The following is a 17356-nucleotide window of genomic DNA, read 5'->3' on the forward strand; positions in this document are numbered from 1 at the left end:
GGATTAGCCTTCGTTCATTGTCGAAAGCGTTGCTTGTACTTGTGGGCGTGCCGATGGACGGATGCTGCCGATGTTCACAGGCGCCTCACAATATTCTTGCTGCCGCGTCCATGCCGACATTTCGGCGATCTTGCTCGGGCGCGTCATAGGCCCCCAATCGGCAGCAACACCGCGCCAACGGCTGTCTCGCACTGCAATCGCGTTATCGCGTGGGACGGTTACATTCATAATGCGGATGGCACAGCTTAGGTTGTCCTCGGGGTCTTTCAACGCCTCACCCGTTGTCGCGCGACAGCCGTAGCGGCGGGCGGTGTCTGGGTAAATCTGAAGCAACCCATACCAAAGGTTCGGGCCACCAACAGCTTCGGGGCGATAGGTGCTTTCATGTTTTGCAAGCGCCGACATCATGCCGACCCAGAACGCACGACGCAGGTGCGGCGGGTTGTCTTCGTAGGCAGGGCACCAATTTTCGATATCACGTGGAACGGTTTCTTCCATCCGTGTCCCGTGACTGCGCAATGCGGCCAGTGCTGCACGCGTCCAACTGTCGCTACCGCTTTTGAAATCCCAGCGGGCATCGGGAATGTAGTTAGTCCGCATCACTGGGCGCTGGGTCGGGTTTTCAGAAATTACCACAGGGTAGCGCAGCATGTAGTCAGGACGGCTCAACGGTTTGAACGAGGCAAGCGCAGCGCGCGCAGCTTCAACCCTCTCAAACGCCGCGTTGGCGCGCAAGACAACCGCATCAGCGCGGCTAAAGGGGCGTGTTTCGCTTTCAGGGCCACCCACAGGCCATTCGGCCAGCGCAGCAGTTCCCATTGTGATCGCGAGAATCCCCCCCAGGAGAGTTCTTAGTGCAAACATCGGGCAGAACATGCCGTGGAGCGGTGAGATTTGCAAGAAAACTGCACCAATTCGGGGCGTTACGGGCAGTTTTTCGCTAGGACCTACCAGATATAGCGGCCAAGTCGAAAAGAACCGCAACTGCCCCGCTTGAAGCCCGCCCCACTTGGGCCTATTCAACACTCAAACACCGATGCGGAGCACACCATGCTAGACCTCACCTACGAGACCCCAAAAATCAAAACCATTGCCGGAGCAACTGGCGATTGGGAGCTTGTGATCGGGCTTGAGGTCCACGCGCAAGTCGCCACAAAGGCGAAACTGTTTTCCGGCGCCTCCACACAGTTCGGCGCTGAACCCAACAGCAACGTGGCTTTCGTGGACGCGGGCATGCCCGGCATGTTGCCGGTCATCAACGAAGAATGCGTAGCATATGCTGTGAAAACGGGTCTCGGCCTTAAAGCTGAAATCAACTTGATGAGCGCCTTTGACCGCAAGAACTATTTCTACCCTGACCTGCCGCAGGGCTATCAGATTTCGCAATTGTATCACCCGATTGTCGGCACGGGCGAAGTTCTGGTCGAAATGGGCAATGGTACTGCGCGCAACGTGCGTATCGAACGCATCCACCTTGAACAAGACGCGGGTAAATCCATTCACGATATGGACCCAACGATGTCCTTCGTTGACCTGAACCGCACAGGCGTTGCCTTGATGGAGATTGTGTCCTTTCCTGACATCCGCGGCCCTGAAGAAGCGGCTGCTTATGTGTCCAAGCTGCGTCAGATCATGCGCTACCTCGGCACGTGCGACGGCAACATGCAGAACGGCAACTTGCGGGCCGACGTGAACGTGTCTGTCTGCCGCCCCGGCGATTATGAGAAGTTCCAAGAGACTGGCGACTTTGGCGTTCTGGGCACCCGTTGCGAGATCAAGAACATGAACTCCATGCGCTTTATCCAAGCCGCTATCGAACACGAGGCTCGCCGTCAGATCGCGATTATTGAAGACGGTGGAGAGATCGTTCAGGAAACTCGTCTGTACGATCCGGACAAGGACGAAACACGTTCCATGCGGTCCAAAGAAGAAGCGCATGACTATCGCTACTTCCCTGATCCCGACCTTCTGCCATTGGAAATCGAACAGGCATGGGTGGATGACATTGCGGCATCCCTGCCCGAACTGCCTGACGACAAAAAAGCACGTTTCATCAAAGACTTCGGGTTGAGCGATTATGATGCTTCCGTGTTGACGGCCGATGTTGAAAACGCGGGTTATTTTGAAGCCGTTGCAGATGGCAATGACGGTAAGCTGGCCGCGAACTGGGTGATCAATGAACTGTTTGGCCGTCTGAAAAAGGACGACAAAGACATCGGCGACAGCCCTATCTCTGCGGCCCGTCTTGGTCAGATCGTTGCCCTGATCAAATCCGACAAGATCAGCGGCAAGATCGCAAAAGACGTCTTCGAAATCGCCTATACATCCGACCGTGATCCCGAAGAAATCGTGAAGACTGAGGGCATGGAACAAGTCACCGACACGGGCGCTATTGAGGCCGCAGTGGACGAGATTATTGCCGCCAATCCCGATCAGGTCGAAAAAGCGAAACAGAACCCGAAACTTGCGGGCTGGTTCGTTGGCCAAGTGATGAAAGCGACTGGCGGTAAGGCCAACCCAGCGGCTGTAAACAAGCTGGTTTCGCAAAAACTGAACGGCTAACCCGTAGATGTGGGGGTCGCATGCGCGGCCCCTACCACGGATGGTATGCGTCCAAAAAACTCAATGATGCCTTTGCGTTGTAGGCCTTTCTTGTTAGAAATACCGCGGGACAATTGAGGTGAATTATGACAGGTTTTGAATACAAAGTAGTGCCAGCCCCGATGCGCGGCCTTAAGGCGAAAGGTGTCAAAGGCACTCCCGCACGGTTCGCTAATGCTTTGCAATCTGTCATGAACGAACTGGGTGCGGAGGGCTGGGAATATCAGCGCACGGACACCCTCCCCGTCGAAGAACGCCAAGGCCTGACTGGCAAATCCACCTCGTTTCAGAACATGCTGGTGTTTCGCCGTGCCATCGAGATTGACGACACCGACACCGGACCAGTTGCGGCTCTGATCGAAGATCAAACACAGGTCGAAGAAACCGTCGAAACGCCGCTCCCTTCACCGGACCACATAGAAGGTGAGGCCGCCGGGGCCGCCCAACAGACTGCGGAGACATCTGCCGAACCTGTCGTCGAAGATGAAGCACCCCAAGCGCAAGACCGCGTTGAAGAAACGCTTCAGGCGCCCTTTGCATTTCCTTGGAACAATCGTGTCACTGCGCAAAACTCAAAGAAAAGCGCCGACGACGACCACGTCGCAGCCGAGTAACCCCAGCCCTAGCTAATCTGCAACGACAGCGCGTGGATGCGGCTGATGATATCTTCACCTAGCGCTGCGTGAATCGCGCGGTGTTTGGCTATTCGGGATTTCCCGTCAAGCGCGGCTGTCGAGATCTCAACCCGCCAGTGGCTTTCGCCCGACCCATCATCGCCTGCGTGGCCTGCGTGCAAATGGCTTTCATTAATGACCGCCAGAACCGTTGGCGAAAAAGATGCCTCTAATGCATCACGAATTTCTGTTTCCAAAGTCATTATTTTTACCTCTGCCCCCTTCAATCCTGCTCTGCATGGTTTAAGGTCTCACGTCCGAGTCGGAAAGGTTATGTGATGAACAAAGACGATCCATTTGGCTTTAATATGTCGGTTTCAGCCAGCAAGAAGAAGAACCCGCGCGGACGGCGCGGGATGTCTGGCGCGTCCGAAACGTCTAATCGCGTTTGCGAAAAGCCGGGCTGCGAAGAAGCAGGCAAATACCGTGCCCCCAAGAACCCTGATGTCTTGGATGATTTCTACTGGTTCTGCAAAGAACACGTTCGCGAATACAACCTCGGTTGGAACTTCTTTGACGGCACCACCGAGGCCGAGATCAACGCACAGCAGAGCAAAGACCGTGTTTGGGAACGCGATACAAAACCGTTCCGCAAATCTGACGAGCAACGCGCATGGGCGCGTTTGGGCGTAGATGATCCCCATCAGGTGCTTGGTGAGAACGCGACGCAAAACCCAGGCCGTTCGGTCACAGGGTCTACGCGCAAGCTGCCCGCCACAGAGCGCCGCGCGATTGAAGTGTTGGAAGCCAAAGATCATTGGACAAAAGCCGAAGTTCGTAAAGCCTACAAAAAGCTTATCAAGGTGCTGCACCCTGACATGAATGGCGGAGACCGGTCACAAGAAGAACAACTTGCCGAAGTTGTTTGGGCTTGGGATCAGATCAAAGCCAGCCGGCATTTCAGAGCTTAACGAAATCGTCCACCGGTTCGAACCGCGACTTCATTGGCATGGCCTGGAATCCTCATCCTCTCGGGAGTGAAAATGGAGTCGCGTTCGCGTTGGTGGATGCCCAACAGAATATGGATGCCGAGCAGGTTAAACATCCAGAGCATTGCAAGGATTGGCGCGCCCATCAGAGTGACGCAAACAATAAACGGGCCAAACATCGTGCCATAAAACGGCAAGCTTAGCGTGCCGCCGATCAGAGCACCGATAAAGGTGACCCAGATTGCCCCTGCCACGCCGCGCCTTGCACCGACCGCGCCAGATTGGCCCAAGCGATCCCCAGACAAGAACAACGCGACGGTTCCACCGATACCAGACGCAATAACAATCCAATACTGATACAAGCTGAGCCCGTTAAACATCGCCGCGCGATCAAGGTGGAGAACGGCCAAATACCCCAGTCCAGCACTGCAGACACCGCACAGGAAGAACGCCAGAAATCGGGCGCGTTCTCCTTCGGTCGGTTTTCTAAATCTGCGTAAGCCGTAGCGCATAGGTACTCCATATTTGTCGAATGGGTATGGAGCCGCTTTAGGGCAGCGGTGTGGCATCGGATAACCAATAGGGAAATGAACTGTTTCAGCACAGCGAACAGTTCAACACCGCTTTCCAATTAGCGTCGTCAAATTTGCGCCCACGCCTGCGGCGAACCACCCCCAAAGGCGCACAAGTTGCCCGCCCCGCCAAATACCAAACCAATTAATCTGAGAACCATAAAACCCTCGCTCAATTGTATTGAACGAGGGATATCAAGCTATATCCAGCACCCGATGAAGGGCCTTTGCAGGGATTGCTTAGGCCGCGCGGAACACGAGGCTAACACCGTTGAGGCAATGGCGCAGGCCTGTCGGTGCAGGCCCATCATTGAAGATATGCCCTAAATGGCTGCCACACCGGTCGCAATGGCATTCCGTGCGTGTGCTAAACAGGCGGTTGTCTTCCATGGTTTCAATGGCATTAGGCAACACGTCATAGAAGGACGGCCAGCCCGTTCCGCTGTCATATTTATGTTCAGACGAATACAAAGCCTGATCGCAACCGCGACAGTGGTAGATTCCCGGCGCGTAATTCTTATCCAAAGGAGATGACCCGGCCCGTTCGGTCCCTTCTTCGCGCATGACGTTGTACTGAGTGCGCGTCAGCATCGCGCGCCATTCGGCATCGGTGCGGGTGACTTCGAAATTGCCTTCGGCGGCAAAGCCTCGCCCAGCAAACAGCGCTGAGATCGCGGCTGTTGTAAAGAAATGGCGACGGTTCATGGCAAAGCTCCTACTTGTGTTAGGACTTGCATAATGCCCACCACACAAATTGAGGACTGTTTTCTGGCAATGGGCACGCAGTTGTGAACGTCCCGTTACAACGGTTTAGCCACGCCCCGAAAAAATCAATAGCAGAATGCCCCAAACGAAGGCGCCAATCACTGCAAACAAAACATCCGTGCGGACAAGAATATTCCGCCAACTTTCAGGGTACGACCGCTTTGCAACTTTTTTCCAAATCTCGTCGGTGATCTCGACTGGGGGATACGATGAGGGCATGCGAGTTGCGACTTCGGCCATTGCCATGTCGCAGAACCAATCTTGGATCGACTGATCCGGCCTGATCGGTGCAAATCCGTCATGTACCCAAATGTTGGCAAATACCTCAACAATAGCGCTTTGGGCGGGGCCTTGCGGCACACCAGACGCGCCCAAATGTGCTGCCATCTTTGGTGCAAGTTCGTCAAAAAGCGCACGGTGAGACCCACGGTCCCAATTGCTGGTCCCTATCAATAATTCATCGAGTCGGTCATCTGACATAGCGGCCCCCTTCAGAACGAAATGGTCTGCCATGTTAAGGTGACGCACAAGCCCCCGTTCCCCTTGCGGCCCCCCAATATATGTTGCATCCAATTCAAATCGACATTCGCGTAAAATCCATTCAGAAAAGGCACCAATATGGCCGACGGAAACCTTGACCCAATGATGAAACCAACCGAAGAAATTTCGGTTCGCGAAGTGTTCGGTATTGATACTGACATGAAAGTCAAAGGGTTTCCTGCTGGTTCCAGCGATCGTGTGCCTGAAATCGATCCGACCTATAAATTTGACCCTGACACCACCTTGGCAATCTTGGCCGGCTTTGGCTACAACCGCCGCGTCATGGTTCAAGGGTACCACGGCACAGGTAAATCCACCCACATCGAACAGGTAGGTGCGCGTTTGAACTGGCCAACGGTGCGTGTGAACCTTGATAGCCACATCAGCCGAATTGATCTGATCGGTAAAGACGCCATCAAGTTGAAAGACGGTGTGCAGGTTACAGAATTCCACGAAGGCATCTTACCTTGGGCGCTGCGCAACCCTGTCGCGATCGTCTTCGATGAATATGACGCAGGCCGTGCCGACGTCATGTTTGTGATCCAGCGTGTTTTGGAAACCGACGGTAAACTAACGCTGATGGATCAGAACGAGATCATCACTCCAAACCCGAACTTCCGCCTGTTCGCAACGGCCAACACTGTTGGCCTTGGCGACACAACGGGCCTCTATCACGGCACACAGCAGATCAACCAAGCGCAGATGGACCGGTGGTCCCTCGTGGCGACGTTGAACTACCTCAGCCATGACGCGGAAACCAATATCGTTCTGTCCAAGGCACCAACGTTCAACACGGAAAAAGGCCGCAAGACTGTCAGCCAGATGGTCACGGTTGCCGACCTGACCCGTACTGCGTTTATGAACGGCGATCTGTCGACTGTGATGTCCCCACGGACCGTCATCGCATGGGCAGAAAACGCACGTATCTTCCAAGATGTCGGCTATGCGTTCCGTCTGAGCTTCTTGAACAAATGTGACGAACTAGAGCGTCAGACAGTGGCTGAATTCTACCAACGTTGCTTTGACGAAGAACTGCCAGAAAGTGCGGCGAGCTTGAGTTTGGGATGAAGATTTTGACGAAGTCGCTTTTCCTTACTGCAGTCGCGGCAGTCTTAGCGCCTTTGACATACGCTTCGGCCCAATCCAACGATTTGACCTATGAAGAACACATCGCGTATTGCGCCGCGTGGTTTATGGGAGATGACCTGCTGGACTACCCGAACGAAATCTCACGCACACATGCGCCTGCAATTATGGAAGAGTTTAAGCGTCTCTACCCCAACGGGGAAGAACAACGATCCGACGCGGTTTCTGAAACGATTGGTGGATTGGTTTTTGTGTTCGGCCACGAAGGCACTTCCGTCGGCCAGAAAAACCAAGTTATGCTACGGTCCGTTGCATTGTGTGATAAGCCCGTCAGCGACATTCAAAGCGATGCGTCTAGATAAACGAAAAAACAATCCGGCAACCCTGCTGATCCGTTCAAAAAGGCGATTGCCGAGGCCACGAAGGTCATGGCGAATGATCAAACAGGCGAGACAAAATAATCGCGCCGACCGGCTGCCCCGATTGCACTCTTCCAAAACGATAACGCGCCTAAACACGGCTAAGCGCCCATAAAAGTTTTCATTCTGCACACTTGACGTGCGCCTTTTGGCCGTGCTTGCATAAGATATGGGCGGAATAAAAACATACACCCCCATCGGGCTGATGGCGTTTTTTGCGCTAACTGCCCCTGCCCCCACCTCAGCCGACATAGAAAACCCCCTACACTATTTCGCATCATGCACAGGGAGGCTTTCGGCACAGATGGAACATGAATGGTTGTTGTCGGATGAAAACGCTGAGCAAACAGAAGACCAACGCGCGGCTATGATTGATCTACTATTCGCAACCATGGAGCCCGACGAAGGCAGACAGGTTTTGGCATGGCGAATTGAGGCCAAGTCCGCCCACGCGGGCCTCCTGACACGCGCAACATTTCGCGAAGACACATGGGCCGCCCAACGGGCTGTACAAATGGTGCGGGCCTGTACGGCAATTATGATGTCTTGAAGGTCTACGCGCTCTGGTTTTCCTAAACTTTGCGCACTAGATTGGCCGCGAAACGTGTGCCCAAAGGACCACCATGCAAAAGCCAACCGATAACCCTGCTGATCCGTTCAAGAAAGCGCTCGCTGAGGCCACTAAGGTCATGGCGGATGATCCTGAATTGACAGTCAGCTTCACCGTGGACCCTCCTGGGGCGACGGCGGAAACGGTGCGCTTGCCGCAGGTCAGCCGTCGGATGACCCGCGAAGAAGTCTTGATCGCGCGGGGCACGGCGGATGCCTATGCCCTGCGTCACAAATACCATGATGCTGGGGTTGCCGCGAAATACATGCCAAACGGGCAGTTGGCGCAAGACCTGTATACCGCGATGGAAAACGCGCGGGTTGAGGCAGTGGGCGCACGTCATATGCCCGGCACTGCGGGCAACATCGACGCCAAGATTGGCAACGAGGCTTTGCGCAAAGGGTACGATCAAGTCCGCGAAGCGTCTGAGGCGCCCTTGGCCGCCGCAGCTGGCTATTTGATCCGTCACCTTGCGACCGGTCGCGACATGCCCGGTGGTGCAGCCAATGTGATGGACCTGTGGCGCGGGTTTATCGAGGACAATGCAGGCGGCACGCTGGAAGGTCTGGAAGACACGCTCGAAGACCAAGCAGCCTTTGCCAAATTCGCACGTCAAATCATCCAAGACATGGGCTACGGCGACCAGTTGGGCGACGACCCTGATGACATGGGCGATGACCTCGAAGACGAAGCCAACACTGGCGAAGAAGAGGAAGAGCCCGAAAGCACGGGCCAAGACGACGGCGACGAAGACGAGACCGAAGGCACGCCAGAGCAGTCCCAAGAAGAACAGCAAGACGCTGCCGAAGCGCAAGTCAGCATGGACGAATCCGCTGAAAGCGAAATGGCGGAAGAAGCCGACATGCCCGAAGGCGAGGCCCCGATGGAGCCCCCCGCCCCGCAACCTGTGTCGGATGCGGATCCCAATTACGTTGTCTATACCACCGAGCACGACGAAGAGATCGGCGCCGAAGACTTGGCCGAACCAGCCGAGCTGGAACGCTTGCGAGCCTATCTTGATCAGCAGCTTGAGCCCCTGAAGGGCGCTGTTTCGCGGCTTGCCAACAAGTTGCAGCGCCGTTTGCAAGCACAGCAGAACCGGTCTTGGTCGTTTGACCAAGAAGAAGGCATTCTCGACGCGGGTCGTTTAGCGCGTGTTGTCGCAAATCCCACTACGCCGCTAAGCTTTAAGGTCGAACAAGACACAGAATTCCGCGATACCTGCGTGACGTTGTTGTTGGACAACTCAGGCTCCATGCGAGGCCGTCCGATTTCCATTGCTGCTATCTGTGCCGACGTTCTGGCGCGCACGTTGGAACGGTGTTCGGTTAAGGTCGAAATTCTGGGTTTTACAACCAAAGCATGGAAAGGCGGGATCAGCCGCGAAGAATGGCTTGCCGAAGGCCGCCCGCAACATCCCGGTCGCCTTAATGATCTGCGTCACATCATCTACAAGCGTGCAGATGCCCCTTGGCGTCGCAGCCGCGATAATCTTGGCTTGATGATGAAAGAAGGCCTGCTGAAAGAAAACATCGATGGTGAAGCACTGGAATGGGCGCACCGCCGCCTGACTGCGCGCCAAGAGGCCCGTAAGGTTCTGATGGTGATTTCCGATGGCGCACCGGTGGACGATTCCACGTTGTCGGTGAACGCTGCCAACTATTTGGAAAAGCACCTGCGCGATGTGATCGCCATGGTCGAAAAACGCAAAGCCGTTGAATTGGTCGCGATTGGCATCGGCCATGATGTGACTCGTTACTACGACCGCGCGGTGACCATTACAGATGTCGAACAACTGGCGGGCGCAATGACAGAACAGCTGGCGTCCTTGTTTGACACGGACCCGCGCAAACGCGCTCGGGTCTTGGGGATGCGCAAGGTCGGCTAACGGGCCCTGCTCGCTTTTGGCGAAGGTATTTTGAACAACGAAAGAGATGGCCGGATGTTTCAGACATTTGACGTAACTTCGAGCCCCGAAACGGGGCCTGCCCGTCTGGCCACACTTCGATCCGCGATCACCGACCAAAAACTAGACGGGTTTCTGGTGCCGCGAGCGGATCGGTTTCAGGGTGAATATGTTGCGCCTTGTGATGAACGCTTGGCTTGGTTGACTGGGTTCACTGGGTCGGCCGGCTTTTGCGCAGTTCTACCTGATATCGCAGGCGTTTTCATCGACGGGCGTTACCGCGTGCAGGTTCGTGATCAAATCGCGGATGTATTTACACCTGTGCATTGGCCAGAAACCTCTCTCTCCGATTGGCTGAAAGAACAACTGCCAGATGGCGGCGTTGTCGGTTTTGATCCGTGGCTGCATACGGTCACGCAGATTCGAGACCTCAAAGCTTCGCTAGACCCAGCAGGCATTACACTGGAACCCGTCGATAACTTGGTCGATGCCATCTGGGGCGACCGTCCCGCCCCGCCGCGCAACCCTGTCCGTGTGCAGCCTGACGAACTTGCTGGAGAAAGCCATAATAGCAAACAGACACGTTTGGCTGCCGTGCTTAACCAAGACACCAGTGCGTTTATTGCATTGCCGGATTCGATCTGTTGGCTATTGAACATCCGCGGCACTGATATTCCGCGCAACCCTGTGGTTCAGGCCTATGCGATCTTGAACGCCACGGGACACGTTGCGTTGTTCAGTGACGCGACGTTTGATGACGCGGCAGTCTCGCATCTTGGAACGAACGTGACTGTTCACGGGATCGAAGGTCTGAGCGGCTATATCTCGACGTTGGATGGCTCTCTGCAAATTGCGCCGACATCCACGCCCCACGCAGTGCTTTCACTAATGGCTGTCGCGGCGGTAGACGGCGTTGATCCGTGCATTATACCTAAGGCATGCAAAAACGATGTTGAGATCGCGGGCAGCCGAGAGGCCCATTTGCGCGATGGCGCGGCAATGGTCCGCTTCTTGGCTTGGCTGGATGATGAGGCCCCCAAAGGTCAGCTGACCGAAATCGATGTGGTTAAATCGCTCGAAGGATTTCGGCGCGATACGAATGCGCTGCAAGATGTTTCATTTGAGACCATCAGCGGCGCAGGCCCGAACGGGGCCATCGTCCATTACCGCGTAAACGAAGACACCAATCGCCCTGTGAATGTCGGTGAACTCTTGTTGGTGGATTCTGGTGGCCAGTACCTTGATGGAACCACCGATATTACCCGCACCATCGCCATCGGTGATGTCGGATCCGAGGAAAAAGCCTGCTACACCCGTGTCTTGCAAGGGATGATCGCGATCAGTCGCGTGCGGTTCCCCAAAGGTGTTCGAGGCCGCGATCTGGATGCCTTGGCGCGCTATCCTTTGTGGCTGGCGGGGCAAGACTACGATCATGGCACGGGCCATGGCGTCGGATCATATCTATCCGTCCATGAAGGGCCGCAGGGTTTATCGCGTCGTGCTGATACCGTGTTGGAAACAGGTATGATCCTGTCCAATGAACCGGGCTATTATCGCGAAGGCGCCTTTGGCATACGGATCGAAAACCTCATCACTGTACGCGAAGCTGCGCCCGTAACCGGCGGCGATGCCCGCGACATGTTGGATTTTGAAACACTTACCTTCGTACCGTTTGACCGCACCCTAGTCGAAGTGACGCAGCTAACCGATGACGAACGCGCTTGGATTGATCAGTATCATTCTGATACGTTACGCAAAATCGGACCGCGCGTGGATGGGCGGGCGCTAGAATGGCTAACGGCAGCATGCGCGCCGCTGTAGCCGCTTGGCGTTCACATAACCTTTAAACTTGGGTCTTAAATACACTGCCGTGGTCGGGGGGATCATGGAACATGAAATGGGATCACACGATATGACGAAACACATCGAAATTCGGCCAGCTACGGGTACTTGGGTTGTTCGTGCTGCAGGCGCTGTCTTAGGTGAATCCAGCGAAGCCCTTGAACTATCTGAGGCCGGCCATGATCCGGTGATCTATTTCCCGCGCAAGGACATCTCTATGGCGTTCTTTGACACATCCGACACTCATTCAGTCTGCCCACATAAAGGCACTGCGACCTACTATAACTTTGAGGCCAAGAGCGGAACCTTTGCCGACGCGGCATGGTCCTACGAAGATCCCAAAGCTGATGTTGCCGAAATCAAAGGGCATCTGGCGTTCTTTGGCACAAACGTAACTGTTGAACAGCTATAGCGCCAAATCAGGAATGTTCTTCGGCTGCGGTTGCGGCCAAAGCACGATTAAACGCACGCAAAGCATCCAGTTGAAACAGGGCACCGCGCAACATCGGTGGTCCGTCGCCTTTGGCTGCGGTGACAACAGGAATGAATGTTGAGCCTGTCGCTTCGAGGATCGGCATAGCCTGATCGAGCGTCATGGTTTCAAACACGTAGGTGCCCTCATTGATAAGGTTGGTGCAAGCTTCTGGATCCGCAGCGCGAGGGTGGTCAACGCCGCGCATCACCGTTGCGACCTTAAAGGTGCCAAGCAGGTAGGCCTGTGGGCCTGCAGCCAGGTGAACATCACGACGTTCCAACTGCGTCAGAAAGAAGCTGCGATCAACAAGTCGGGACGCCAGCGCGGACGACAACGACACCGACACCATCACAGCAATCCCTGTCTGCCAGTCTCCCGTGAGTTCAAACACGATAAGCGTGGTCGAGATAGGAGCCCCTAGCACGGCAGCAGACACCGCCCCCATGCCCGCCAAGGCATAAAGCGTCCCCTCACCCGAGAATTCAGGGAGAATACCCGTCGCAACAAACCCGAATGCAAGCCCAGTCAAAGCACCAATCATCAACGCTGGCGAAAACACCCCGCCCCCCATGCGCCCGCCCATGGTGATGGCGACTGCGATGATCTTGATAATGACAAACACGATCGCCTCATGCATTAACAGGCGGCCCGTCAAAGCGTCCGACGTCGTTTCATAGCCAACGCCGATGATATGCGGATAGAAAATCGCAATGCCGCCCAGCATTGTACCGGCCACCATGGGCCGCAAATAGCGTGGCATTCCGATACGATTCTGAAGAGCGCTGCCAATTGAATCCGCCCAAAAGATCGACCGCATCAACACCACAGCAATCAGCCCGCACAGCAAACCAAGGATCAGGAAGGCAGGCAATTCGACATAGAATGCCAGCACGTTCTGGTTCGGGATCAAGAACTCGGTCACGTCGCCATAGATCAAGCGGTTGATCACAGTGCCCGCCACAGACGCGATCACAATCGGCGCAAAAGCATGGACCGCAAAGTGGCGCAAAACCACTTCGAGCGCGAATAAGGCCCCTGCAATCGGTGCGTTAAAACTGGCCGACACCGCCGCCGCGACGGCACAGCCTAACAAGTCGCGCCCTGTAATGCCGTCCGCGCGGATCAGCTTGCTGACCCCCGTTGAAATGATCGCCGCAAGGTGAACAACTGGTCCTTCTCGACCCGTCGATCCGCCCGTGGATAGCGTGATGAAAGACGCCAATGTTGACGCGATCCCCTTGCGTCGTTCTACCCGCCCTTCATAAAGCGCAGCACCTTCAATCACATCAGCAACAGATCGTACGCGCCCATCATCCGTGAACCGGTTTAGGATCAGCCCGACCAACAGCCCACCCGCCATGGGAATAACCAGCACCCACCACCAGTCCAGACCTGCTGCAAACGTGTGCAAGTTCGTGATGTCATCTGTCCCGTAAATCCACGCTTGTAGGTTCTCGATTCCGAAACGAAATCCGATGGCTGCAAAGCTCGCGGCGATCCCGACAAACAGGGCGATGAACCAGAACTGCACCTGTGACGGGCCACGGGTGCGGACCACTGTCCAGCCGTCGCGACAGGCGCATAGGGCGTCTTCGACCCCCTGCCCGATCAGCGATTTTTGTGGCTTCGCCATAACTTCCCCTTCGCGCGAAGCTGCCTTAGTGTCGCGGCAACCAAAGGGGGAGAATTCCATGTCCATTGACGCCGCTATTCGCGCGCTTGCACCAGTGTTAGGCGATCGGCTGTCGCTGTCCAAGTCCGATTTGGCTGCTCATGGCCAATCAGAGACACACTTTGCCCCGACACCGCCTGACGCTGTGGCTTATCCGCGAAATACTAAAGAGGTCTCAACCATCGTAAAGATTTGTTCTGAGCACAGCTGTCCTGTCATTGGCTACGGCGCGGGCACCTCGCTTGAGGGACATACCTTGGCCATTCAAGGTGGTATCACCATCGATTTTCGCGACATGGCGAACGTGATTGAGGTCCAACCCGAAGACATGTGCGTGCGCGTCGGACCCGGCATCACCCGAGAAGCCTTGAACGAGGACTTGCGTGCGACGGGGCTGTTTTTTCCTGTTGATCCTGGTGCCAATGCGTCGCTTGGCGGAATGGCGTCGACGCGCGCCAGCGGAACGACAGCCGTTCGCTACGGGACGATGCGCGATAACGTCATGGCGCTCGAGGTCGTGCTGGCCGATGGGCGGATCATCCGCACCGGCAGTGCCGCACGAAAATCCAGTGCAGGCTATGATCTGACGGCATTGATGGTCGGAGCCGAAGGCACATTGGGCTTGATCACCGAACTCACCTTGAAACTGCAGGGCCAGCCCGAAGCTACCGCAGCGGCCACCTGCGCTTTTGGGACAATCAACGCGGCCGTAGATGCTGTTACAGCGACCATCGCCATGGGCATCCCCATGGCGCGGATCGAGTTCTTGGACGCCGCCAGCGTTGCCGCCGTTAACGCCTATTCCTCAACCGCCTATCCAGAAACGCCCCATCTTATGGTCGAATTCCATGGCACCGATGCAAGCGTTGCAGAACAGGCTGAACGGTTCGCCGAAATCGCTGAGGACTTTGGCAGCACCTCGTTTGAATGGGCAAGTAAGACCGAAGATCGCAATCGCCTATGGCATATGCGTCATCACGCCTACTGGGCTATTCTGGCATCGCGCGCGGGTGCGACCGCGATCGTCACCGACGTGTGTGTCCCCATGAGCCGACTGGCCCAAGCGGTTCAAGAAACCCAAGCGGATATCGATGCATCATCAATAACCGCCCCAATCTTAGGCCACGTTGGGGATGGTAATTTTCACGCGATCCTATTGATCGACCCCGACAACGCCGAGGAACGCCAAGTCGCACAGGACCTTTCAGCGCGCATGGCGAAACGCGCTTTGGACATGTCGGGAACCATCACGGGGGAACACGGCGTTGGCATGGGGAAACTCACCTATATGGCGGACGAGCATGGTGCTGGCTGGGATGTGATGGGTCAGATCAAACGCGCCATGGATCCCCATAATATCCTCAATCCAGGAAAAATTGTGCGCTCCAACGGGTGAGTGACGTGCAATCAACAGCCTGCTACCGTTGGGTAAAGTAGGATTCGAATGGCACAAGACGATAAAACGCCTCAGCTCCCGTCTGACGAGATGATCGATCGCCTCTATGAGGTGGCCGTCGATCCCTCTCGTTATGAGGCTCTCTTGGATCATTGGGAAGCAATGATCGCCCCCCAGCGAACCCAAACGGCAGCGCAAACCTCGCCGATCCTCAAGCTCGATTACCTTACTGGACACGTCGAACGCGCTGGCCAAGTGCTCGATCGCGTTCTCTCAGCGGATGACCCATCCGGTCAACGTGGCCCGCAGGCGGTACTGGATAAGATCGACAGGTCTGCCGCCTTTGCTGTGGATCGCGACATGAATGTTATCACAGCCAATGAAAGTGCTACCCAGCTGCTGAACTTGCGCACGGGTAACAAGTTGTCGGATTTGGTTTTGGGCGATGGTGACGTAGAGCAACTCACCCATCATATCGGTCGCTTGCTATCGGCCAATCGCGACGAACCGCTGGTACTGCGGGGCCGCCTAAAAATTAGTGAACGGGTCATCCTGTTTCATTTGCGCGTTGTACGTGCAGAAAACACCGCCCCCTACGTCATGGTCATTTCATCGGCCATTCAATGGCCAAACGGGTTCAGTGAGATGCTTCGCGCGGCGTTCGAATTTACACCCGTTGAATCTGAAGTTGTCCGCGCCCTCACCGAGGGCCAAACCCTACAAGAAATCTCGGAAGCTCGTGGCCGCAGCGTCGATACGATCCGCGCCCAGTTAAAATCAATTATGGCTAAAACCGAGACACGCAGCCAATCAGAGCTTGTGCGACTGACGCTTTCGACCATGGAAATCGCGCAGTATTCCACGTCAATCTCGGACACGGCTGAAGATATATCTCAAGGGTATGGCGCGTTAGAACCGCGCCCGTTTCAAACGCTGAGTTTGGTCGACGGGCGGCGGATGGACTATCTCATTTTAGGTGATCCAGACGGGGTTCCGCTTGTTTACTCTCCTTTGGATTACGGTTTAGTTCGCTGGCCCGCCAAAGCCGAAGCAGAGGCGGAACGCCGCGGCATCAAAGTTATCGTCCCGATACGCGCTGGGTACGGGCATTCGACATCTTTACCCAAGCGGACACCTTATGTGCCCCAACTCTGCGATGACTACGCGGCCTTGTTGGATCACTTGGGTGTGGATGCCGCACCTTTCCTGACGCTTGGGGGTGACAGTCATATAGCGGCGCAGTTCAACGTATTTCACCCCGGTCGGCTCACCGCGCTTGTCGCGTGTGCGGGCGTTCTGCCCCTCACCCGCTCCGAGCAGTACGACCGAATGGACAAATGGCACCGCTTCATCCTAGCGGGCGCGCGATACACGCCGCACTTGCTCCCATTCATGGTTAAGGCAGGCTTTGCCTTGGCCAAGCGTCTGGGGAAACAAGGGTTTCTTCACGCCGTCTATGGCAAATCCGACGCCGACATGACCACCATAGCCGATGTTGAAGCACTCGAAGCGCTGGTCGTGGGATCTGAAGTGGCCCTTTCAGACAAACACAGCGCCCATGACGCCTTTGCCCGTGAGGTTATCGCCCACGAGACGACCGATTGGACCGAATCCGTTCTCGCGTTCAAGGATCAGATTCCACTGATCTTGATGAACGGTCTGCAGGACCCTCAAACGCCACCAGAAACCCTTGCAGAGTTTCGGCGCGACTACCCTTGGATCGTGTTCGATGTTTTCCCGGATGGTGGTCAATTGCTGTTTTTCTCCAAATGGCAGCACGTACTAGATCGCTTGTCCCCCTTCTTAAAGGGCCGGTAATTCATAGTTATTCATCGATTTACCCTATTTGGGGTAAGCGGAAAGTTGACC

At 55.5% G+C, this 17356-nt stretch carries 17 protein-coding genes; 11 read left to right on the forward strand and 6 right to left on the reverse strand.

Features of this window, described 5'->3' with window-relative positions:
* Positions 1 to 3: 3 nt before the first annotated feature.
* Positions 4 to 864: a transglycosylase SLT domain-containing protein gene (locus L0666_RS04940; RefSeq protein WP_235259207.1), complete on the reverse strand. Its 861-nt coding sequence runs from the start codon at positions 862 to 864 to the stop codon at positions 4 to 6.
* Between the two features lie 186 nt (positions 865 to 1050).
* Here L0666_RS04940 and gatB point away from each other — a divergent pair, with 186 nt between their 5' ends.
* Together gatB and L0666_RS04950 are read left to right on the forward strand one after the other, a co-directional pair.
* Positions 1051 to 2562, forward strand: coding sequence for an Asp-tRNA(Asn)/Glu-tRNA(Gln) amidotransferase subunit GatB (gatB, locus tag L0666_RS04945; protein ID WP_235259208.1), 1512 nt, complete (start codon positions 1051 to 1053; stop codon positions 2560 to 2562).
* 125 nt (positions 2563 to 2687) lie between these two features.
* Positions 2688 to 3215 carry a DUF4177 domain-containing protein gene (locus L0666_RS04950; RefSeq protein ID WP_235259209.1) on the forward strand — a complete coding sequence of 176 codons (528 nt, stop codon included), beginning with the start codon at positions 2688 to 2690 and terminating at the stop codon, positions 3213 to 3215.
* Between the two features lie 8 nt (positions 3216 to 3223).
* Here the strand turns inward: L0666_RS04950 and L0666_RS04955 are convergent, their stop codons facing one another.
* On the reverse strand, positions 3224 to 3478 hold the full coding sequence (locus L0666_RS04955; protein ID WP_235259210.1) for a BolA family protein: 255 nt from the start codon (positions 3476 to 3478) through the stop codon (positions 3224 to 3226).
* Between the two features lie 75 nt (positions 3479 to 3553).
* On the opposite strand from L0666_RS04955, the gene L0666_RS04960 reads away from it, so the two are divergent.
* Complete coding sequence (locus L0666_RS04960) at positions 3554 to 4186, forward strand: J domain-containing protein (RefSeq protein ID WP_235259211.1); 633 nt, start codon at positions 3554 to 3556, stop codon at positions 4184 to 4186.
* On the opposite strand, the gene L0666_RS04965 is transcribed toward L0666_RS04960, so the two are convergent.
* The 3 genes from L0666_RS04965 to L0666_RS04975 form a co-directional block, all read right to left on the reverse strand.
* A complete protein-coding gene (locus L0666_RS04965; RefSeq protein WP_235259212.1) occupies positions 4183 to 4716 on the reverse strand; it encodes a spermidine synthase family protein in 534 nt (177 codons plus the stop codon). The two genes, L0666_RS04960 and L0666_RS04965, sit on opposite strands and share 4 nt — an antisense overlap.
* Before the next feature lie 300 nt (positions 4717 to 5016).
* On the reverse strand, positions 5017 to 5481 hold the full coding sequence (gene msrB / locus L0666_RS04970; protein ID WP_235259213.1) for a peptide-methionine (R)-S-oxide reductase MsrB: 465 nt from the start codon (positions 5479 to 5481) through the stop codon (positions 5017 to 5019).
* Positions 5482 to 5586: 105 nt separating this feature from the next.
* Positions 5587 to 6021 (reverse strand): hypothetical protein, encoded by a 435-nt coding sequence (locus tag L0666_RS04975; protein ID WP_235259214.1) that lies wholly within the window; start codon positions 6019 to 6021, stop codon positions 5587 to 5589.
* A 138-nt stretch (positions 6022 to 6159) separates the two neighbouring features.
* Here L0666_RS04975 and cobS point away from each other — a divergent pair, with 138 nt between their 5' ends.
* From cobS to L0666_RS05005, 6 genes are all read left to right on the forward strand, one after another.
* Positions 6160 to 7149: a cobaltochelatase subunit CobS gene (gene cobS, locus L0666_RS04980; protein ID WP_235259215.1), complete on the forward strand. Its 990-nt coding sequence runs from the start codon at positions 6160 to 6162 to the stop codon at positions 7147 to 7149.
* A complete protein-coding gene (locus L0666_RS04985) occupies positions 7146 to 7529 on the forward strand; it encodes a hypothetical protein (protein WP_235259216.1) in 384 nt (127 codons plus the stop codon). Before cobS ends, L0666_RS04985 begins: the two co-directional genes overlap by 4 nt.
* A gap of 226 nt (positions 7530 to 7755) precedes the next feature.
* Positions 7756 to 8136 (forward strand): hypothetical protein, encoded by a 381-nt coding sequence (locus tag L0666_RS04990; RefSeq protein ID WP_235259217.1) that lies wholly within the window; start codon positions 7756 to 7758, stop codon positions 8134 to 8136.
* Between the two features lie 73 nt (positions 8137 to 8209).
* A complete protein-coding gene (gene cobT, locus L0666_RS04995; protein WP_235259218.1) occupies positions 8210 to 10084 on the forward strand; it encodes a cobaltochelatase subunit CobT in 1875 nt (624 codons plus the stop codon).
* Between the two features lie 54 nt (positions 10085 to 10138).
* A complete protein-coding gene (locus tag L0666_RS05000; protein WP_235259219.1) occupies positions 10139 to 11923 on the forward strand; it encodes an aminopeptidase P family protein in 1785 nt (594 codons plus the stop codon).
* A gap of 91 nt (positions 11924 to 12014) precedes the next feature.
* Positions 12015 to 12356 (forward strand): DUF427 domain-containing protein, encoded by a 342-nt coding sequence (locus L0666_RS05005; RefSeq protein WP_235259562.1) that lies wholly within the window; start codon positions 12015 to 12017, stop codon positions 12354 to 12356.
* Between the two features lie 7 nt (positions 12357 to 12363).
* On the opposite strand, the gene L0666_RS05010 is transcribed toward L0666_RS05005, so the two are convergent.
* Positions 12364 to 14052 carry a chloride channel protein gene (locus L0666_RS05010; protein WP_235259220.1) on the reverse strand — a complete coding sequence of 563 codons (1689 nt, stop codon included), beginning with the start codon at positions 14050 to 14052 and terminating at the stop codon, positions 12364 to 12366.
* Positions 14053 to 14110: 58 nt separating this feature from the next.
* On the opposite strand from L0666_RS05010, the gene L0666_RS05015 reads away from it, so the two are divergent.
* A complete protein-coding gene (locus L0666_RS05015; RefSeq protein ID WP_235259221.1) occupies positions 14111 to 15487 on the forward strand; it encodes an FAD-binding oxidoreductase in 1377 nt (458 codons plus the stop codon).
* Between the two features lie 48 nt (positions 15488 to 15535).
* Entirely contained in the window at positions 15536 to 17305 is a 1770-nt protein-coding gene (locus L0666_RS05020; protein WP_235259222.1) for a bifunctional helix-turn-helix transcriptional regulator/alpha/beta hydrolase, read from the forward strand.
* The last annotated feature ends 51 nt before the right edge of the window (positions 17306 to 17356 follow it).

The sequence above is a fragment of the Octadecabacter algicola genome (genome assembly GCF_021532625.1).
Lineage (GTDB): Bacteria > Pseudomonadota > Alphaproteobacteria > Rhodobacterales > Rhodobacteraceae > Octadecabacter > Octadecabacter algicola.